General features: G+C 43.7%; 13 protein-coding genes and 1 pseudogene. 11 read left to right on the top strand and 3 right to left on the bottom strand.

Annotated elements, in window-relative coordinates; all coding sequences use genetic code 11:
* Positions 1-75 precede the first annotated feature (75 nt).
* The 7 genes from RS893_RS18985 (at position 76) to RS893_RS19015 (ending at position 11,747) form a co-directional block, all read left to right on the top strand.
* Positions 76-2,535 (top strand): acyl-CoA dehydrogenase, encoded by a 2,460-nt coding sequence (locus RS893_RS18985; protein WP_315786891.1) that lies wholly within the window; start codon positions 76-78, stop codon positions 2,533-2,535.
* A gap of 234 nt (positions 2,536-2,769) precedes the next feature.
* A complete protein-coding gene (gene pntA / locus RS893_RS18990) occupies positions 2,770-4,356 on the top strand; it encodes a Re/Si-specific NAD(P)(+) transhydrogenase subunit alpha (protein WP_315786894.1) in 1,587 nt (528 codons plus the stop codon).
* A 13-nt stretch (positions 4,357-4,369) separates the two neighbouring features.
* Positions 4,370-5,854, top strand: a complete 1,485-nt coding sequence (pntB, locus tag RS893_RS18995) for a Re/Si-specific NAD(P)(+) transhydrogenase subunit beta (RefSeq protein ID WP_315786897.1) — start codon at positions 4,370-4,372, stop codon at positions 5,852-5,854.
* 602 nt (positions 5,855-6,456) lie between these two features.
* Positions 6,457-6,609 carry a hypothetical protein gene (locus tag RS893_RS19000; protein ID WP_315786900.1) on the top strand — a complete coding sequence of 51 codons (153 nt, stop codon included), beginning with the start codon at positions 6,457-6,459 and terminating at the stop codon, positions 6,607-6,609.
* A gap of 278 nt (positions 6,610-6,887) precedes the next feature.
* Positions 6,888-8,183: a hypothetical protein gene (locus RS893_RS19005; RefSeq protein ID WP_315786902.1), complete on the top strand. Its 1,296-nt coding sequence runs from the start codon at positions 6,888-6,890 to the stop codon at positions 8,181-8,183.
* Positions 8,184-8,350: 167 nt separating this feature from the next.
* Positions 8,351-9,625: an FAD-binding oxidoreductase gene (locus RS893_RS19010; RefSeq protein WP_315786905.1), complete on the top strand. Its 1,275-nt coding sequence runs from the start codon at positions 8,351-8,353 to the stop codon at positions 9,623-9,625.
* Positions 9,626-10,046: 421 nt separating this feature from the next.
* Positions 10,047-11,747 carry an RluA family pseudouridine synthase gene (locus tag RS893_RS19015; protein WP_315792025.1) on the top strand — a complete coding sequence of 567 codons (1,701 nt, stop codon included), beginning with the start codon at positions 10,047-10,049 and terminating at the stop codon, positions 11,745-11,747.
* Between the two features lie 173 nt (positions 11,748-11,920).
* Here RS893_RS19015 and RS893_RS19020 read toward each other — a convergent pair whose 3' ends face one another.
* Both RS893_RS19020 and RS893_RS19025 read right to left on the bottom strand, forming a co-directional pair.
* A complete protein-coding gene (locus RS893_RS19020) occupies positions 11,921-13,108 on the bottom strand; it encodes a glycosyltransferase family 4 protein (protein ID WP_315786907.1) in 1,188 nt (395 codons plus the stop codon).
* Positions 13,109-13,351: 243 nt separating this feature from the next.
* Positions 13,352-14,986 (bottom strand): DUF2079 domain-containing protein, encoded by a 1,635-nt coding sequence (locus RS893_RS19025; RefSeq protein WP_315786908.1) that lies wholly within the window; start codon positions 14,984-14,986, stop codon positions 13,352-13,354.
* A gap of 217 nt (positions 14,987-15,203) precedes the next feature.
* Here RS893_RS19025 and RS893_RS19030 point away from each other — a divergent pair, with 217 nt between their 5' ends.
* From RS893_RS19030 to RS893_RS19040, 3 genes and pseudogenes are all read left to right on the top strand, one after another.
* Complete coding sequence (locus RS893_RS19030) at positions 15,204-16,598, top strand: TldD/PmbA family protein (protein ID WP_315786910.1); 1,395 nt, start codon at positions 15,204-15,206, stop codon at positions 16,596-16,598.
* 290 nt (positions 16,599-16,888) lie between these two features.
* Positions 16,889-18,586 (top strand): annotated as a pseudogene (locus RS893_RS19035) (alpha/beta hydrolase); the annotation flags it as partial.
* Between the two features lie 455 nt (positions 18,587-19,041).
* Positions 19,042-19,572 (top strand): hypothetical protein, encoded by a 531-nt coding sequence (locus RS893_RS19040; protein ID WP_315786913.1) that lies wholly within the window; start codon positions 19,042-19,044, stop codon positions 19,570-19,572.
* 32 nt (positions 19,573-19,604) lie between these two features.
* Here the strand turns inward: RS893_RS19040 and RS893_RS19045 are convergent, their stop codons facing one another.
* Positions 19,605-20,072 carry a Uma2 family endonuclease gene (locus RS893_RS19045; protein ID WP_315792026.1) on the bottom strand — a complete coding sequence of 156 codons (468 nt, stop codon included), beginning with the start codon at positions 20,070-20,072 and terminating at the stop codon, positions 19,605-19,607.
* 282 nt (positions 20,073-20,354) lie between these two features.
* On the opposite strand from RS893_RS19045, the gene RS893_RS19050 reads away from it, so the two are divergent.
* Entirely contained in the window at positions 20,355-20,984 is a 630-nt protein-coding gene (locus tag RS893_RS19050; RefSeq protein ID WP_315786915.1) for a restriction endonuclease subunit R, read from the top strand.
* The last annotated feature ends 2 nt before the right edge of the window (positions 20,985-20,986 follow it).

Genomic DNA, 20,986 nt, shown 5'->3' on the forward strand with positions numbered 1-20,986 from the left:
AATTCGCTCTTGCATTTGTTTAACTCTAATTCTTTGCGTCTATGCGTGATATTTTTCTAATTTAGGGTAAAACTGATGAACCTTATTTCTACGCTAAGTTTCCTACTACTATTACTTGGTTATATCGGTGTTTCTTTGTGGGTTTGGTCGGTTTATTTTGCAGCATTACTAGTATTTTTTCACGCGCCGATCTGGATTTGGGTGATTTTTGGTATGATCGCTTGCATATTCAATATCCCTATTCTGCGACAAAATATCATCACATCCCCATTGATTAAGGCCATTAAAGCTTTTAATTTATTACCAAAAATCTCTGATACTGAACGGGCTGCAATTGAAGCGGGGAATGTGTGGGTAGATGGAGAATTTTTTTCTGGTAAACCAGATTTCCAAAGAATTAATCAAGAACTATATCCTCAAGTCACACCAGAATTGCAAGCATTTCTGGATGGTCCGGTGGAACAAGTTTGTCGCATGGTGAGTGATTGGGAAATTTATCGTCGTAAGGATTTACCACCAGAAGTTTGGGACTATCTCAAAAAAGAGCGCTTCTTGGGGATGATGATACCCCAAGAATATGGCGGTTTGGGATTTTCTAATTTTGCCTACAGCAATGTAATGACAAAGTTGGCTTCTCGTTCTTTTACACATATCGCTACTGTGGGGGTGACAAACTCATTAGGCCCGGCAAAATTATTACTCCGCTACGGTACACAGGAACAGAAAAATTATTACCTCCCACGTCTAGCACGGGGTGAAGAAATTCCTTGTTTTGCGCTGACAGAACCAACTGCTGGTTCAGATGCAGCCAGTATCAAGTCTGAAGGAATTGTGTTTAGGGGTGAGGATGGCAAGCTTTATTTGCGTCTGAATTGGAAGAAGCGATATATTACCTTAGCTGCGATCGCCACTCTTTTAGGACTAGCTTTTAAATTGCGCGATCCGGAAAATTACTTAGGTAAAGGTAAAGAAGTTGGCATTACTTGCGTTTTAATTCCTACCGATACACCAGGTGTAATCATGGGTAGGCGGCACGACCCAATGGGTGTGCCATTTTACAATTCTCCCACGGAAGGAGATAACGTTGTGGTAAGCATTGACCAAATTATCGGCGGTGTAGAACAGGCGGGTAATGGCTGGAAAATGCTCATGCAGACTTTGGCAGCAGGTCGGGGAATTAGCTTCCCTGCTAGCTGTACGGGTGTAGCAAAATTAGTAGCAAGAGTTACAGGTGCTTATGCTGTTGTACGGCAACAATTTGGTTTGTCGATTGGTCGTTTTGAAGGTGTAGAAGAACCTCTAGCACGGATTGGCGGTCTTACCTACTTAATAGAGGCGGCGCGAACTTATACCTGCGGTGCAGTAGATCAAGGAAAACAACCAGCAGTCATTTCGGCGATCGCTAAATACAGTTTGACAGAACTCTCCCGCAAAATTATTAACGATGGTATGGATATTATGGGCGGTGCCGGAATTTGTCGCGGGCCCAGAAATTTATTAGCAAATATCTATATAGCCACTCCAATTTCTATTACCGTTGAAGGCGCAAATATTCTCACTCGCACCTTAATGATTTTTGGACAAGGAGCGATTCGCTGTCATCCTTATGTGTATGACGAAATTACAGCGCTGCATCAATCAGATGTCGCTGCCTTCGATCAAGCTTTCTGGCATCATCTCGGATTGACTGTACGTAATACTTTTCGCTCCTTGTTTCTCAGTGTTTCCCGTGGGTATTTAGCTGTTTCTCCCGTCCCAGGTGCGACGGCTAAATATTACCGTAAACTAGAGTGGGCATCTGCTACCTTTGCCTTACTGACTGATATCACTATCTTTGCCTTTGGTGGTACATTAAAGCGACGAGAAAAGCTAACAGGCAGGTTTGCCGATATTCTCAGCTGGATGTACTTAGCTACTGCAACCCTATGCCGCTTTGAAGCCGAAGGGCGAAAACCAGAAGACTTACCTTTTGTTCACTGGGCAATGCAATACGCTTTTGCTCAGATACAGTTAGCCTTTGAGGGAATTTTCCAGAATTTCTCTGTACCAGTTCTAGGTATACTGTTGGCTGGGCCTGTAAGTTGGTGGTGGCGACTCAATCCCATTGGTTCCCTACCCAATGACAAACTTGGCAGTGAAGTTGCCCGCAAACTACAAACTCCCGGACAAATACGCGATCGCCTCACCGCAGGAATTGATCTTCCTACCAGCAGCGAAGAAGCATTGGGACGTTTAGAAAAAGCTTTCATTTTGTTATCCCAAGCTGAACCACTACTCAAAAAGATCAAAAATGCCAGCCACACAGAGAAACTACCACAGCAAAAACCCGACGAACTGATTGCAGCAGCCCTCCAAGCTGGGGTGATTAATAACAAAGAAGTTGAGCTAATCTGTGAAGCAGAGTTCGCTCGTAATGATGCAATTCAAGTAGATTCCTTTACTTTGGAGGAATATTTGCAAGGCACTCAGGAGAGCAAAGGTAGATGGCAGATGGCAGAAGGTGAAATCAAAGGCAGAGGACAGATGGTGAAATAATTATACCTGAGAAACACTCTGCGTGACTCTGCGTTTACCTCCGCGTCCCTTTGCGTTTAAAGAAGAAAGGTAAACGAATCTAAAATCCTCTTACTTCCTGTCTACTGTTGTGAAGAATTAAGACAGCTATAGATATTAACACTTACTCATGGTGATATGGTTAAATCCAAACTCTAAATAAATTAGTGTCTCTCTTTACCTGGGAAACTCCGCGACATTAAAAGGAGAACACGCATGAAGGTTGGTATTCCCAAGGAAGTTTACCCTGACGAACGTCGTGTAGCAGCTACACCGGACACAGCCAAACGTCTGATCAAACTTGGTTTCGATGTGCTAGTTGAGTCTAGTGCGGGCGCAAGTGCAAACTTTGCAGATGAAGCATATATACAGGCTGAATGCACGATTGTTCCCGATGCTCCTACTCTATGGGCACAGTCAGATATTGTACTTAAAGTTCGTCCACCGCAAACGCACCCGGAAGTTGGAAAGCATGAAACTGAACTGTTACGTGAGGGAGGTACGCAAATCGGCTTCATCTGGCCAGCCCAGAACCCGGATTTACTTGATAAACTGGCAGCACGTAAAGCCACAGTGTTAGCAATGGATGCAGTTCCGCGCATCACTAGGGCACAAAAGATGGATGCCCTGAGTTCAATGGCAAATCTTGCTGGCTACCGCGCTGTGATTGAGGCTGCTAATCACTTTGGACGCTTCTTCAACGGACAGATTACGGCAGCCGGAAAGGTGCAACCTGCGAAGGTACTAGTAATTGGTGCTGGTGTTGCTGGGCTAGCAGCTATCGGTACTGCTAAGAACTTGGGTGCAATTGTCCGTGCTTTTGATACGCGCCTTGTAGTGAAAGAACAGGTACAGAGTCTAGGTGCGGAGTTTCTGGAGCTGAATTTTGCTGAAGATGGCACAGGTGAGGGCGGTTACGCCAAAGTTATGAGTGACGAATTTATTAAGGCTGAAATGGAATTGTTCGCCGCTCAAGCTCAAGAAGTTGACATTATCATTACAACAGCGCTGATCCCAGGTAAGAGAGCGCCTATATTGATTACACAGGAAATGGTCGAGAGCATGAAGGAGGGATCGGTCATCGTTGATATGGCCGCAGAACAAGGCGGTAATTGTGCCTGTACTCACCCTGGTGAAGTTTATTGTTATAAGGGAGTGACGATTGTTGGTCTGAGTGATCTACCCAGCCGTATGGCCCAACAAGCAAGTCAACTTTATGGCAGCAATCTTTACCATCTCCTGGAAGAAATGGGAGGAGCGAAAAACTACAAAGTGGATCTCGAAAACGAGGTCATTCGGGGTACTTTAGTAGTTCATCAAGGAGAGATTACTTGGCCGCCACCGAAGAAAGCAGGGAGTGCAGGGGGACAAGAGAAGCAGGAGGAAAAGAAGAAAGAGCCTACTCTTGTCACCCCATCTCCCCATCTCCCCATAGCTCCATCCCCTACTTCTAGTTCCTCGAAGGGCAGTAGTAACTTACTATGGCTAGTGTTTGTTGGTTTAGCTCTCGTCGGTATTGGTATAAGTGCGCCTGCTTCGTTCTTATCTCATTTGATTGTGTTTGTCCTAGCCTGCTTTGTTGGTTGGCAGGTAATCTGGAATGTTAAGCCTGCTCTCCATACACCATTAATGAGTGTCACCAATGCGATTAGCGGCATCATTATTATTGGTGGTATGCTCCAACTGTCTGGGGTATCAAGTTCATCGACTATCTTAGGAGCGATCGCTATTTTCGTCGGGACAATCAATATTTCTGGTGGCTTCCTAGTCACCCAACGGATGCTTAGGATGTTCCAAAAGTAGAGAGAAAAGAATTATGTCGAATAATCTACTGACAGTCGCCTATATAGTGGCTAGCGCCTTATTTATTCTCAGTCTCGGGGGACTGTCCAATCAGGAAACTGCCCGCCAAGGTAATGTTTACGGCATGGTTGGTATGCTGATTGCTCTAGTTGCTACCGCATTCTCTCTAGATGTAACTACATACGGCATTCTCACGTCAGTTGTCATCCCAGGAGCTGTGATCGGTGCAATTGTGGCTTCTCGGGTAGCAATGACCTCAATGCCAGAACTAGTGGCGATTCTGCATAGCTTTGTAGGAATTGCAGCAGTTCTGGTGGGCGTTGCCAATTATCTGCAAGAGTCGATAGAACTAACTCCAGTTGAATCTACAATTCACGAAATTGAAATTTTTGTGGGTGTGTTTATTGGTGCTGTCACCTTCACAGGTTCAGTGGTTGCCTTTGGCAAACTGCGGGGCATGATCAGCAGTAAACCTCTGCTTTTGCTGGGGCGACACTGGCTCAACCTGGGGATGATTGCGGCTTCAGTATGGCTAGGTTTCGAGTTTTTGACAACAGCACATCTAAGTGGACTGCAATCGCTGTTAACTATGTTCATAATCGCCTCGGTTTTGGGCATTCATCTAGTGATGGCGATCGGTGGTGCTGATATGCCGGTGGTGATCTCCATGCTCAATAGCTACTCTGGATGGGCAGCCGCCGCCGCTGGTTTCATGCTATCGAACGATTTGCTAATCATTACGGGGGCGCTGGTGGGCAGTAGTGGTGCCATCCTCAGCTATATCATGTGCAAGGCCATGAACCGTTCCTTCCTCAGCGTGATTCTCGGGGGCTTTGGTGAGCAAACTGGTGCAGCAACTCCTAGTGGAGAGAAATTAGAGGGCAATGTCACCACAGCAACAATTGAGGATACTGTTCAACTGTTGCAAAATGCCAAGAGTGTCATCGTTGTCCCTGGCTACGGTATGGCAGTAGCTCAAGCCCAGCATACCGTATCAGAACTCACAAAGTTGCTACGCGATCGCGGTGTGCAGGTTCGCTTTGGCATCCATCCGGTAGCTGGTCGGATGCCTGGACATATGAACGTCCTCCTGGCTGAAGCTAATGTACCCTACGACATCGTCCTAGAAATGGATGAGATTAACGAGGACTTTCCTAAAACTGATGTTGTGCTGGTGATCGGTGCTAACGATACTGTTAACCCCAGTGCTTTGGAAAACCCTCAGAGTCTGATTGCTGGTATGCCTGTACTAGAGGTTTGGAAGGCTGGCACTGTCATAGTCATGAAACGTAGTATGGCCAGTGGCTACGCTGGTGTTGAGAATCCTCTGTTTTATAAAGACAATACCTGGATGCTATTTGGTGATGCCAAGAAAAATCTGGATGCGATCGTTGCAAAACTTGCACAGTTAAGTGAGGGAAGTGTAGACTTGCGCCAACCTGCATTTGATGATGTACCGTTAACACGCAAAGTATTAAACCTCTTGCATGAATCCTAAAAAATTCCCGTTAATCCCTCGTAAATTTACATCTTGCACCACCTGCAATAGACAAAAGACCGGGGCTACGGTGTACACACAAGTCTGAAATAGCTTAGAAATCCTGGTTTTACCTCACTCTAACCTTCTCCTTTAGAAGGGGAGGGAACTGGATTTGTTGTTTCCCCCCGAATATCGGGGGGATTAAGGGGGGTAAATCCAACTTGTATTTACACGGTAGGATCTTGGGGAGAGTGGCGTTAGGCGGGTGGGATTATCTGCCTTTAAATATTTTTTTAATTGGTATAAACAGGGACATGAAGACAAGCTAAATACCAATATTTTTTGCTAACATGAGCTTTTTGTCAATCAGCATCTACGGTAGTTTTTAAGTACTTAGGTAAAATTAATTATACGCATTGTCTTATAGTTGGGTTGACGCAAGGAAACCCAACCTACTTTGATGCACTTAAAATCAATTTTCTAAAGAAATGTAAATATTTGTCTTGATTGCGTAAATATCTCAAGCGCCTTCGATTAGTATATAAAGCTTTAATTGAGTGGTTCTACTTCCAGGTATTTGTTATGTGTTTGACCATACATTTTGGTCTGAAGATTTTGTGATGATTGCATTTAGCAATCCCCAGCTTAAATTGTACAGTTCGTGGTGTGTGTGTTTGCAAACATATCAAAAGATAGAAGTTAAAACTACTCCAATGGCAGATGAGGAAGAAAGTCAAGCAATTCAAAACAGAGGCAGCTATGTCGATTTATAGCTAGCAGCAAGTCAATCAATCTATTAACATCACTCGAATTTTTTCAAATCTATTTTATACCAATTTGAAAAATGATAGTAACAGATTGATTGCTCAAAAGCATAGTTAGTAAATCTTTTTGAATCCAAAATCTAAAATCTAAAATCCAAAATCGTATTAGGGATGGTGTTAGCAAAAATATTAAACAAAACCCACTTCTACAAACAATTGATGCAAACAAATAAAAACATCTGTAAATTTCTGAATTTAACAAAATTTTAGAAGGCAAGTTGTGGATTATGAAGACAAAAGCATATTTACCTGGTTTGAAGACAGCTTTAGAATTCCCGTTAGTAGAGGCATTATTTGGTAGACGTGCGCGTCGCTTCTCTGTTGGTGCTTCTATTCCGGATGGTCCATTAGCATTTACATCTCACCATCAGCCTTTACCGCTTTCGGAACTAGAGCAGATGATGGTTCTGACCGCAGCAGCAGGTAACACTGGGTGGCACCACATGATTACACGCCATGCCAGATACGCCCCTCATCTGTCGAACTACTCTGCTGCTGCGGGCGGACGTACCTTTCCTTCAGCTGCAGGTTTCCATACCAGTGAAATATTTTTTACTAATGACGATGGCGTCTATTTCTTTGCAACCCGCGATGCACATGCTTTAGTAGAACGGCAAGCAGACGAGGATATCAGTCTGGATGCACTATTAGCTGCCCATCGCCAACGGATTCGTAAGCTGAGTGACACTCGCTTGCGTATTCCACCTGCTGAACCCTACATGGAAGGACACAACACCTGGTGTGTTAATCGTCCAGGAAGTCTGCTGATTATTCCTGTAAGTGACATTGCCCAGCATATGATTGCTAACCTCTGCTTCTTGGTGCAGAACGGCTATTGCATTTATGACGATGTGAATCGAGAACAAATTCCAGGACTGGAAAAATTCAAACATCTGGTAAATTTAGACGAACCCTTCCCCATGACCTTCATCGATCAGTATTCCTTGACGGAATGTACTGCTGAGCTTTCAACCTGTTGCTATGCGGGTATGCTGATGCTGCAAGCAATGGGGCTGGGTGGTTGGATGTTCGATGGTATGGATCGCCATGTTGTACTGGGTGCCAGTGGTGATCCGGATGTGCCAGGTTTAGGTTTCCGCTACGACACCGATGAACGTTGGGCCCTGCCTAACCCGACTGGTTTACCTGGAGTATTTGAAGCTTTTTGTCCGCCCCACTATCCCGACATGCGTGCAGCAGTGGAAGCCTTTGCTAAGCGGAAGTTCGGATCAGGTGGGCCATTCCACCGCGACACACCCGGACCTTGGAAAGAAACTGCTAAGGTGCGTGGAAGTGCTGAGGTTCATAGTGAAGGGTTTAAGGACTGTGTTGCTGTGATGGCGCAGTACATATACGACCGTTTTGGCAAATTCCCCGGCACTGTACCCAGTGTGTTTATTTTGACTTATCTCCAGGCTCATCACTTAGATTTAGAGTTCTACGACCATCACTTCCAGCCAGGAGCTTATCTAAAAACTCACGCTCAACACATGGCGAATTGGCATTCAACTGACGAGATATAGAGTAGCTAAGGAGAGAAATAATGGTTAGCCTACATGTTGCCACCATTACAGGTGAAGAAACTGTTCTTGAGCAAGCAGCAGTGGAAGAATTGAAGACCAGCCTGCGCGGTGAGCTGCTCTGTCCCGATGATGCAGGCTATGACAACGCCCGCAAGGTCTACAATGGCATGATTGACCGACGCCCCCAGCTAATAGCATGTTGTACCAACGTGGCGGATGTCATCAATGCTGTTAATTTTGCCCGTGAAAACAATCTGCTCCTAGCAGTTCGAGGCGGCGGCCACAATGGTGCAGGTTTGGGGATTTGCGATGACGGCTTGGTTATTGACCTCTCACCTATGATGGGGATTCGCGTTGACCCTATAGCGCGTACAGTGCGAGTCGAAGGCGGCTGCACCTGGGGAGATGTGGATCATGCAACCCATGCATTCGGTCTGGCTGTACCCAGTGGGATCATCTCTACTACTGGCGTTGCTGGACTAACTTTAGGTGGTGGACACGGCTATCTGACCCGCAAGTACGGCTTAAGTATCGATAATCTGCTGGAAGCGGACGTAGTGCTGCCAGACGGGCGTTTTGTTACCGCTAATGCCCAAGAGAATGAGGATCTGTTTTGGGCGTTGCGTGGTGGTGGAGGTAACTTTGGTGTTGTCACCTCCTTTTTGTTCAAGGCACATCCCGTCAGTACAGTTTATGCTGGGCCGACGCTGTGGCATTTGGATCGGGCTGTTGAGATCATGCAGTGGTATCGAGAGTTCAGCATCAATGTGCAGGAAGATATGTATGGCTTCTTTGCCTTTCTGAACGTACCACCGGGGCCACCATTCCCGGAACACCTGCATACTAAGACAATGTGCGGCATTATTTGGTGCTACACCGGAGCATTGGAGAAAGTAGAGGAAGTGTTTCAACCCATCCGCAACTTTGCCCCAGCATTTGAACACATTGGTTCAATGCCCTATCCTGCTTTGCAGAGCATGTTTGATCCGTTGTTACCATCAGGGTTGCAGTGGTACTGGAAAGGCGATTTGATCAACCAGTTGAGCGATGAGGCGATCGCACTACACGTAAAATATGGTTCGCAACTGCCAAGCTTGCTATCAACCATGCATTTGTATCCGATTGATGGCGCAGCCAACCAAGTCAGCAATCAAGATACAGCTTTCAGTTTCCGTGAGGCAAAGTGGTCAATGGTTATGGCTGGCATCGATCCAGATCCGGCTAATTGTGATCGCATTACTAGCTGGGCAAAGGAATATTGGAATGCATTGCATCCCCATACCTGTGGTGGTGCGTACGTAAATTTCATGATGGAGGAGGGTCAAGAGCGCGTTCAGGCCACCTATCGTGACAATTACAAGCGTCTAGTTGCAATTAAGAATAAGTACGATCCAACCAACCTGTTCCGCGTCAATCAAAACATCAAGCCAGTCACGGCTTAGTACGGGTTTGCATTAAATGTAAAGGAGTGCAGAGTTTGGTTAGAGTAATTTTTGCACTCTTGTGGAGCAAGGGTAAAGGGTTGTCTCATGCCTTTAACCTTGTTCCCTTAACTTTTTCAAAGTATTTGTTTCAGGTATAATTATTGCGAGCAAAAATGTAGAAAGTAAACTATCAAGTGTTTCTTCAACTGCCAAACTTGCTATAGGACTTATACCGAGTTGCATTCTATAGATATTACCTCACCCTGCCTTTGGTTCCCCTCTGGTGAACTCGCAACAGAGGGGATGGGGTAAGGTTTTTAAACACAACTTGGTATCATATTTGATTTTTGAAAAAAATCAATACACCTCTAACTTCTTTGTTGCCTGTTGCCTGTTGCCTCCTTCACAAGTATGTTCAGTAATCAAATGGGATTCCTATATTGTGGTTTTGCACACACTTTCAGACTTTATTGACTGCAATCACGCTGTCAGTAACTCGTCTCCCAGCTATTACTATCAAGGGCATTGTCCGCAAACTGGTGAACTACTGAAACTTCCCCGCACCCCTTTAGTAGAAGCGATCGCCTATCATCTCATGCAGCAACTCGCTAGCGATGAGCTTTATTCCCGTGAAGGCAAGATGTACGGGATATTACTAGTAGAATTACCAAGTGGCGAACAACGGATACTTAAAGCTTTCTCTGGTTTACTAAATGGTTGCAGTGTGCTTGAGGGTTGGGTTCCACCAATTCCCGGACGAGATGAAGTTGCTTTAGATGAAGCCCGGACATTGGCTGAGTTAGACGCCATCAAGCAGGAACTGATTACCCTCAAGCAACTTCCCGAACGCCAACAGTATGCAACTTTGTCTCGTGAGTTTGAATTGGGTCTGCAACAAATCAGCGATCGCCACCAAGATCGCAAACGGCAACGCCACACCCAACGTCAGGTACTCTCTGAAACCCTAACAGCAGAAGCACTGACAACAGCCCTAGAACAACTTGAGGAAGAAAGTCGTCGAGATGGCATTGAGCGACGACAACTCAAACGCCGACGGGATGAAGTATTACAGCCATTTAAGCAAATAATTGACAATGCAGATATACGGATGCAGGAACTGAGACAACGGCGAAAAGAACTATCCCGCCAACTCCAAGCACAGATGCACGCTGCTTACTCCCTAATGAACTTTTTCGGACAGTCGCGATCGCTACAACAACTTATGCCAGAAGGTTTACCCACTGGTACTGGTGAGTGTTGCGCCCCTAAGCTACTCCATTATGCAGCAACGCATAATTTAAAACCATTGGCAATAGCAGAGTTTTGGTGGGGGCCATCCTCTAATAATCAAGATAAAATTCCAGGAGAATTCTACGGAGCCTGTGTAGAACGTTGTCAGCCATTGATGGGGTTTTTGCTGTCGGGATTGGAACCTAACCCCCCAGATTCCTTCCCTCGTAGGGAAGGGGGAGTAAGAAGCCTCACACCTTATAGTAGAGGGGTTTGGGGAGAGGTTCCGATTCTCTATGAGGACGAATGGCTAATTGTTGTTAACAAACCCCCAGGATTACTATCAGTACCTGGTCGTTATCGCGACACTCAAGACAGTGTTCTCAGTCGGTTACGCCATCTTTTACCAGATGGAATGGCACTTACTGCTGTACATCGCTTAGATCAACAAACCTCTGGCATTCTTTTGTTAGCTCGCGATCGCCAAACCTATAGCCAACTCAGCCAGCAGTTTCAGCAACAGCAGGTTTGCAAGATTTATGAAGCAGTGCTTTCTGGTACTGTAACCATTAATCAAGGTGTAATTGACTTGCCATTATGGGGAGATCCCCAGAATCGCCCCTATCAAAAAGTAAATTGGCAGTACGGAAAACCTAGCCTGACTAAGTTTCAAATTATTGGTAAACAAGAAAACTACACTCGTATAGAATTTATACCACTAACCGGACGCACTCATCAGTTGCGAGTTCATGCTGCTGATCCCCAAGGACTTGGGGTGGCAATTTTAGGCGATCGCCTTTATGGATGTTGTGCAGGCGCAAGTCGCTTACATCTGCACGCCAGGGAATTGAGTTTTGAACATCCACAGTTAGGAGAAAGACTGCATTTACACACGCAAACACCATTTTAATAAGACAGACGGCAGAAGGCATAAGGAATAAAGATTTTCATCGTTGGTGCTGCACTAAAAGTTCATCACCCACTACAAAACAATTTTCTTCTTAGTGTCTTAGTGTCTTTGTGGTGAAAAAGATAGATTATTTTTGAAACACTAAGACACTAAGACACCAAAAATTTTATCTATTACCAGACTATGAGCGATCGCTCATGCACCACTCGCTGATATACTTCTTCTGTTTGTTTGCCTAATTTCGGCCAGCTAAAGCGTCGTTCCAAATCTTCATAAGCGTTATCAATCAGCCATTGGCGATAACCTGGATTTTTCAGAACTTCCAAAATCCCCCACGCCAAAGAATCTGGGTTATTGGTATAGGTGACAATGCCTGTTTTCGTATGTTGCACTACTTCTGGAAAACCACCTGTATCAGATACTACTACGGGAACACGAGACGCAAAGCTTTCTAAGGCAACAATTCCAAAGGGTTCATAAAGGCTAGGAAAAACCGCACAGTCGGCAATAGTTTGAAATTTATCTAAGTATTCATCAGATATAAAGCCGGTAAAATAACATTTATGCCAAATTCCCATGTCCCAAGCTTGTTTTTTGAGATGATCAGTGTTGCCACCACCGATGATCACAAACTTAACGTAACCTCCCATTTCTTGGAGTACTTTGGGAGCAGCTGCTAAGAGCAAAGAAACACCTTTTTCGTAGGTCATGCGACCCACATAGTAAACGATTTTTTCGCCATCTTCAGCAAATTGACGACGAAAGTCTAGGGCGTGAAAGTCTTCGTGATGGCGTTTTTTTTCTGGACGAATACCGTTATAAATAACGTCAATTTTATCCCAAGGACTGTGTAAGGCTCGTTCTACTTCTCGACGCATGTAGTCGGTGCAGACAATAATTCGCCAAGCGTTGTAGGCTAATAGTTCTTCTTTCCCACTAATATAACGTTGAGTGTCACTATAAATACCGTTATAGCGTCCATATTCGGTAGCGTGGATCGTAGCAATTAGGGGAACTTTAAAGGTATGCTTGAGAGCGATCGCCGCATCTGCAACTAACCAATCATGAGCATGGATGATATCAAAGGGGCCTTCCTCAGCGATCAATTTTCCCCCATGACTGCCCATGCTTTCATTCATGTTTACTACCCAGTGGAAAAAGTCGTTACCACTGGCTACAGGAATGCGATGCACACGCACCCCGTCCACGACTTCATACATAGGTGCATGACCAAATTCAGGCGTAATTAGATGAACTTCATGCCCTAAATTGGCGATTTCCGGGTAAAGTTCTGAGACATGGCGCGCAATTCCTCCAACAATACGGGGCGGAAATTCCCAACTCAGCACTAATATTTTCATTCGATGCAATCCCCCAAGCCTTTAGATTTATCTAAAATTTGTCATTTGTTATTGGTTAGTAGTTAGTGGTGAGTAGTTAGTAGTTAGTGGGTAGAGACGCGAGGAACATCGCGTCTGTACATTAGTAGTTAGTAGTTAGTAGTTAGTAGTTAGTTCTTATTCCTCTACTCCCCATCACCCCTACCCTACGGGAAGCCGCTTGCGCGTCTACACCCCATCACCCCATCACCCTTGTCCTCCTTCCTATCCCCTATCCCCTTCTGCTAACTCTTGCCGGAATTGTAACCAAGCTGCTTTTGCTTGTGTGTCCGAACTGGCAGCTTTTTTTAATAAAATGACGCCATCTTCAAAGCCTATGATTCCATATTCGCCATTATTGGTGAGCTGGTCAATCAGTGGGACTAAATCTTTTAATAAACTGCGATCGCTTTTAAATGCAGCTTGATATTTCTGTAATTGCCAAAGATCAGCGATCGCATAATCTACTTTGATAACTTCTTGGGCATCATTACGTAGTTGCAAGCCAGGAAAACGCAAGATTTCCCGTCGGCTAGAAAGATGGGGAACTATATAAGTAGTTGCAGATACACTAGCATCTGGAGGAATTTGTGCCAGCAAAGGAAGCATCTGATTTACATGTTGCCATTGTTGTAGTGCAGACACATATACTAATGGTTTTACGGAATCGGGGATCAAAAAGTAAAAAGTGCGATTTGGGTTAGATGTGAGGCTAAAAAACAGAGATAGACATATACAACCTATCCACAAGCGGCGAAATGAAAGTTTAAATTTTTGTTGATGCTGCGACCACCAGAGAATAGACCCGTAAAATAATCCTGGGACGACGGTTAAAGCATAGCGGATTGTAATAGAAAGAACAGATTCACCCTTGCTAATAAATAATTGTAATAATGGAAAACCAGCTATCATCCAAGAACCAGGAGCAATAGCAGGCACAAATGCTAAGGGCAACCATTGACCTAGCAAATACTTAATAGTTCTGTCTATAGGTGTGACTAATTCGACTAATAACTGCACAGGGTTGCTAACCATGCCACGAATAATGTCCAAAGTCGAACCTTCATCACCATCAATATATTGTCCAAATCGTTCGATCGCAAATCGGCGCGAAGCATCCTCAGAAAACAGGGGCATAATTTTATTAGTCAGCACCAATATATAGCCAAAACTGAGGATACACACAGCAACGCCAGCACGGGGAAAGCGTTGACTCAAAATCATGTAAACTCCTACCCCAAATAATCCTATACCTGCATCTTCCCGTACAGCTAAAATCAAAACTGCCATCAACCAAAATAACCACCACCAGCGTTTTTCCATTGCTAGCAGCAGTGTAAATACAAACAAGGGAATCTGGCAAATGTCGTGAAAGTTACTGAGAGTCGGTCCGATCACCGCATTAGCACTGTAAAAACTGGCGGTAATCATGACTGCTAATAATGGTTGGAGATATTGCCTAGCCAGTACGTACAACACCAAACCCGCCGCCGTGATCAGTGTAACTTGCAAAACAGTTAAAGTGGCGGGAGAGGGAAATAAGGCGTAGATGGGTAGCCACAGTAATAACGCCGGTGTAAAGTGTTGACCGAGTCGATGGTAATATACTGTGGGAACTTCGCCAGCGTGAACTACATTAGTGGAAAGACTGGAAGAAAGAGAGCTTTGAAAAAATTGACCATGCAGATTATTCCAAAAAACTTGGTTGAAAATGCCTTGGTCGAAGGAAGCGTAAAAAGTATAGTAGCGGTGCAGGGTAAATAACAAACACAGGAAAAAAAAGATTCCTGCCAACAGCAAGACAGTCTTGCTGGCATTACCTGCCTTTAACTTAAATATTTTTGGCAGCTTTTCTTGCATTTTTGACAACATCAACGATAAAGGCTTCCTGTAAGCTTTATGGCGATCGCATTAAAAAAGAATACAAGATAAAGGAGCAAAAAACACCCTTCACCCTTCACCCTACTCTACGAGAAGCCTATGAGCGCGTCTACACCCTTCACCCTTCCCGTTAATCCTTCATTTTTCACACTTTATTAGAGAATATAGACAAGTCCTCATTGTTCCTATCTGCCAAATGCCTATTTTGCTTGTAGATGTGCAAAATTTACTTTCTGACTTACTGAAGCGCTATTCATCTAAGGTGGATTATTTAATGATTCGCCTAGAAGAAGCTGAAGGTACAGATATATTGTTGCGTGGCGACAAAGTAGAAACTCTCAGCGAGGCTATTTCTATTGGTGGACATATTCGTGCTGCTTATAGGGGTGGATGGGGGTTCAGCAGTTTTAACCGCTTGACAACAATTGCTGAACGTATCGAAGAAGCAATTGCTGCTGCGAGGATGGTTGGTGATGAAGAAACTATACTTGCTCCGATTGAACCAGTGCAAGCAGTTTGTCAATTACCCTTGACAGGTACTGATCCCCGGCATATTTCCTTGACTCGTAAAAAACAATTGTGCGATCGCTATTGTGATCTCCTTAAAAGTGTAGACCATCGCATCACTACCACATCTGTACGCTACAGTGATACCAGTCAAAGAGTAATTGTTGCTACCAGTGAAGGTACTTTTATCGAACAGTCTTGGGTAGATATAGAAATGCGCTTTGCTGCGACTGCTAGAGATGGTGATACTGTACAAACTGGTAGAGAAACCACCGGTTCCCGCCAAGCTTTTGAAGATTTAATCAACTTAGACACACAAGTCAAAAGCGCCGCCGAAAGGGCAGTAGCAGCTTTAACTTTGCCATCAGTTAAAGGTAATACCTACACTGTAGTTATTGATCCGATTCTCACTGGTTTATTTGTTCACGAAGCCTTCGGACATCTGTCGGAAGCGGATATGGCTTACGAAAACCCAGATTTGTTAGAGGTGATGACCTTTGGACGCAGGTTTGGCCCGGAAGAATTGCAAATTTTTGATGGTGCAGCCCCAAGTGGACATCGTGGTAGTTATTTTTATGATGATGAAGGTACACCTGCGACAACTACGCAGTTGATTCAAGATGGAATTTTGGTAGGAAGATTGCATTCTCGTGAAACCGCAGGTAAGTTAGGGGAAGCAGCAACAGGCAACGCTAGGTGTCTTAATTATTACTATGCCCCAATTGTTCGCATGACCAATACATGGATAGAGAGAGGTAAAACACCTGTGGCTGATTTATTTAGTGGTATTAAAGAAGGAGTTTATGCTCGTAACTGGTTGGGTGGAATGACCAATGGGGAAATGTTCACCTTTAGCGCAGGGGAAGCTTGGATGATTAGAAATGGGAAAATAGCCGAACCAGTCAAAGATGTAACTCTCTCAGGAAACGTTTTTCAAACCCTAGCAGATATAGAAGCAATTGGTGACGACTTTTACTGGGACGAGTCTGGTGGTTGTGGTAAAGGCGCACAAAATGGTTTAGCTGTAGGTTGTGGCGGGCCAAGTCTGCGGATACGCGATGTGGTTGTGGGGGGAGAGGCGTGAGTGATAGGGATTGGACAGACAAGGGGGACAAGGGGGCGGAGGGGAACAAGGGAGAGTATGAGGAGTATGAGGAGTATGAGGAGTGTGGGAAGTGTGTAGACACGCTTATAGGCTTAAGGTAAGGGTGGAGTGTGAGGAATAACCAAATACTAACCACTAATGTACAGACGCGATGTTCCTCGCGTCTGTACCCACTAACTACTAACCAATGACAAATGACCAATGACAAATGACGACCCCAACTAGCTAAATTTGCATATCTCTAGGGGAGAACAGGTGAGGGTTTTTTAATGCTAAATTTAAAATTCACACAACCCAGACGCATACGAGCATTCCTAATCCAAAATCGAAAATCGAAAATCCAAAATCGTATTGGGTGGTTCTCATGTGCTTTTCTCATCACCACCTGTCTCATACCTACAATTATTCCCCGTCCTGTTTTGGGTGCAGAAAGGTTAACTCTGTCCTACGGTCTGTTAGAACGTTCTGTATCGGTTAAATCTTTAGAAGATTATGCCAGAACAGGCAAAATAGACGATGAATTGGCTGCCTATTTTCAATATGCACCCAAAGAGCGACTACAGCAGGTCAAACAGATTTTACTAACTCCTATTCCCTTGAATGTAGTACAAGTTTCCCAGTTTCTCTACACACCAATTGGGGAGAGATTACTAGAAAATTTGGCAACAGTGATTGAGGGTGAAACTCGCGCTACTGGTTTATACGGAATTCGTGCAGCATTAATTTTAGCTGCGGCTGAACCGGAAGGCTTAACTTTATTAAATGTACTACGCAAGTTTCCCTCAAGTGAGGTTTCGATTAATTTAGCCCGCGCCCTACAGCTAGCCAACTTAGCCCAGAGTTTTCTCAATCAGACTCAACAAGCGATCGCCCTAATTCAAAAAGAAGCTAACCAAGAAACAACCACTGCTTCACCAGAAAATATTAGTACCACTACAAACTTATTGCAACCAGGATCTTATCAATGGCAAAAGCAAACCATTAACCTCAATGACAAGTCTCGCGATCGTATCTATCCGGCCGACATTTACTTACCACAAGTTTCTCAGCCTAGACCAGTTATTGTCATCTCCCACGGACTTGGTTCTGATCGAACTAGTTTTGTTTACTTAGCTGAATATTTGGCTTCCTATGGGTTTGTTGTCGCGGTTCCGGAACATCCTGGTAGCAACGCTCAGCAGTTACAAGCTTTACTATCAGGTAGATCAGCTGAGATTACAAGTCCCAGGGAGTTCATTGATCGACCTTTGGATATAAGATACCTTTTAGATGAACTTGCTCGCCTATCAAAGTCTGAACCAGCTTTCCAAGGACGGTTAAATTTGGAACAGGTAGGCGTGATTGGTCAATCCTTTGGAGGTTACACAGTTTTAGCATTAGCAGGCGCACCAATAAACTTTCCCCAGATCCAACAAAGCTGTCCATCCTCTCGAGATACCCTCAATGTCTCGCTTTTGCTCCAGTGTTTGACTGCGGAATTACCCTTATCTGAGGAGTATAATCTGTCTGATCCACGCATCAAAGCAGCGATCGCTATTAACCCAGTTAACAGCATTGTTCTCGGCAAAGATAGCCTCAGTCAAATCAAAATTCCGGTCATGATTGTCAGTAGCAGTAATGATACAGCTGCTCCGGCTTTGCCAGAACAAATTCTACCTTTTACTTGGTTAACAACTCCTAACAAGTATTTAGCATTAATTAGTGGCGGTACGCACTTTTCGACAATTGCAGAATCACCAAACTCCGTCATCCCTGTTCCAGAACAAGTAATCGGCCCAAATCCAGCCTTGGCACAACGCTATGTTAAGTTTTTAAGCCTGCCATTTTTCCAAAGCTATGTGGCGAATCAATCAAGTTACCTAGTTTATTTAAGTGCAGATTACATCAACAGAATTAGTCAACAACCATTGCCACTATCGTTAGTGCGATCGCTTAATTTGAATAGGGATAATACTTCCCAAGTACAACTTACGGCTGATATGAAGACGGAAGGAACATTGCGTTTGGTAAAAAATAGTTTTTTTAGAAATCGACCACTCTCTTGGAAAGCTTTGATCGCCCCAAGCCGGCGCTCAAACTTTCCGCCGATGCACACCGATAAACAACGGACACGTGCTACAACGGGGGGAACCCCCGCAACGCAGTGTCCTCCAGATGACACAGATGGATTTTCTGTGGGTGTTGGAGTGGTAATTGGTATTGTTGAAGCTTGTAGTGAGTGCTTCAGCACTCATGATAAACAGTGCTTTGATCAACACATGACTAACGGTAAACTAAGAGACAAATCTGTTAGTCAGTAATCCGATTAACTTAAGGTAATATTACAGTTATTATTTCCGCAGGCTACACCCCACCAGAACAATTTAGTAGACAGGCTGTACCTCAGTCTGATTTTTTTGCATTAGGACGCACATTTGTCTTTTTGCTGATAGGTAAAGAACCAAATAACCCGGCAATTTATGATGCTTATACAGCCCAGATGCGTTGGCGTGATTATGCTAATAACATTCTGCCGCAGCTTGCAGATTTGATTGACCAGATGATGACACATTCGCCTGATCAGCGTCCAGCCAATACTCAGGTGATTTTACAAAGGTTGGCAGAGATTGACCAAATTTTGAATCCGCGTCAGCCTCGTTCTACTCCTTCAGTGTCTGCGACTTCATCAGTTCCACCGATACAGCCAGTATACACACCTCAATCAACAATACCAGCGACAGCGCCTGTTCAAAACAAATCTTTTGGATGGGGCTTTTGGCTAAAGTGGCTATTAACATGTATTGTTGGTGAGGGTGTAAATAATTCTTTTTATATTTGGTTGGCTATTCCTACGCCTACGCCTTTAAGCTATGGTGTGAGTGCAGCAGTAAGCGGAATTGTTACAGGGACAATTCAATGGCTGATTTTGCGAAAGCACTTTTCCGAATCTGGTTGGTGGGTATTGTCAGCTTGAGAACTTCTCATACACTACTCAAATACAGGCGGCTATAGTTCAGAAATTGCAACTTCCCAACCAGGAAATAACTCAGGAATAGCTAACTTATCTTCACCTGCTAACAATTCCATCTCACCATTTGGACGATACACACTCACAGTTAATTCATCTGGATTTATTAATATTCCAACCTGCGCTCCTAATTGCAAAAATAGCTTGATTTTTTCTTCAATCGTACGAATACGATCTGTTTTCAATTTAATTTCTACTACCAAATCTGGAACCAAATTAGCAAAATCGCGTACAGTAAGTTTTAATCTTGCTGCTGACACAAAAGAAACATCTGGCGCTCTTAGATCCGTGTTGGGCATAATAAATCCACCACTAGAATCAAATATCCTTCCAAGTCGGCGAGGTTTAACCCAATTACCCAGCAGTCTGATAAACTCGGCGCCTATTTCACTTGATTCGATATCTGATGGCCCCATTACGACAATGTTTCCTTCCTGTAATTCCAGTTAGTAGTCAAGTTGTTCTTCTTGCAGGTTTTCTTGTAACTTTTTTAAATCCTGAATTGTGAGAGACATAGCAACCTCTACAAAGTCTCATTGCAATTTTATCTTTATTTATTCATTGGCGTAAAGCTATCATTCTACAATAATTAATAGTAAATTACGCCTAATATGAATTAGAACTATGGCAAAAATATTGTTTTTGAAATCAAACTCTGATCAATTGCCAAAAACCTTATATTGCTTCTTCATAATCACATTAGACGTAAATTTTTAATTTCAGAAATTATGGTTCAAATCATACAAACACAAACAGTTAACATTACATACATAAAAGAAAAATTTGGATTACAGTTAGCTGAAAGTGATCAATTCTTTACTGAGTGGTTTGAGAATTTACCAGAAATAACCACGCAAGAAAAGCAAACTCTAGATAGAGTTAAAACTAATTATCTCAGCCTGGTTGAGCGTCGTCCTATCTCTGAAGAAATGGTCAAAATGGTGGTGCTAGCTCCCTTGCTAGATTTAGCAGGATTTTATCGTTCTCCGTTTGACATCGAAACCGAAAAATCTATAGAAATCACCTTAGAAGATGCGGGAGAAATTTTTCGGGGACGCATTGATGTCTTAGTTATCAAACAACAGTTTTGGTTACTTGTAATAGAGTCTAAAAGTGCAGGATTTTCTCTTTTGACTGCCATACCACAAGCATTGGCTTATATGCTGAGTAATCCTGATCCTAAGCGACCAGGTTTTGGATTAGTATTGAATGGCAGTGATTTTATTTTCTTAAAACTAACTAAACAAAATCCACCAATATATGCTTTCTCTGATGAATTTACACTTTTAAAGCGAGAAAATGAATTATATAAAGTTCTGAGTATATTAAAAAAGCTAAGTCAAATTTTAATTGAATAATT

Source organism: Fischerella sp. JS2, from assembly GCF_032393985.1.
In the GTDB taxonomy this organism is placed as follows: Bacteria; Cyanobacteriota; Cyanobacteriia; order Cyanobacteriales; family Nostocaceae; genus Fischerella.

Coding starts and splice junctions, on each gene's coding strand:
- RS893_RS19020 (WP_315786907.1), bottom strand. CDS start 13,108: ATGAAAATATTAGTGCTGAGTTGGGAATTTCCGCCCCGTATTGTTGGA.
- RS893_RS19000 (WP_315786900.1), top strand. CDS start 6,457: ATGATTGCATTTAGCAATCCCCAGCTTAAATTGTACAGTTCGTGGTGT.
- RS893_RS19050 (WP_315786915.1), top strand. CDS start 20,355: ATGGTTCAAATCATACAAACACAAACAGTTAACATTACATACATAAAA.
- pntA (WP_315786894.1), top strand. CDS start 2,770: ATGAAGGTTGGTATTCCCAAGGAAGTTTACCCTGACGAACGTCGTGTA.
- RS893_RS18985 (WP_315786891.1), top strand. CDS start 76: ATGAACCTTATTTCTACGCTAAGTTTCCTACTACTATTACTTGGTTAT.
- pntB (WP_315786897.1), top strand. CDS start 4,370: ATGTCGAATAATCTACTGACAGTCGCCTATATAGTGGCTAGCGCCTTA.
- RS893_RS19010 (WP_315786905.1), top strand. CDS start 8,351: ATGATTGACCGACGCCCCCAGCTAATAGCATGTTGTACCAACGTGGCG.
- RS893_RS19030 (WP_315786910.1), top strand. CDS start 15,204: ATGCCTATTTTGCTTGTAGATGTGCAAAATTTACTTTCTGACTTACTG.
- RS893_RS19025 (WP_315786908.1), bottom strand. CDS start 14,986: ATGCAAGAAAAGCTGCCAAAAATATTTAAGTTAAAGGCAGGTAATGCC.
- RS893_RS19005 (WP_315786902.1), top strand. CDS start 6,888: ATGAAGACAAAAGCATATTTACCTGGTTTGAAGACAGCTTTAGAATTC.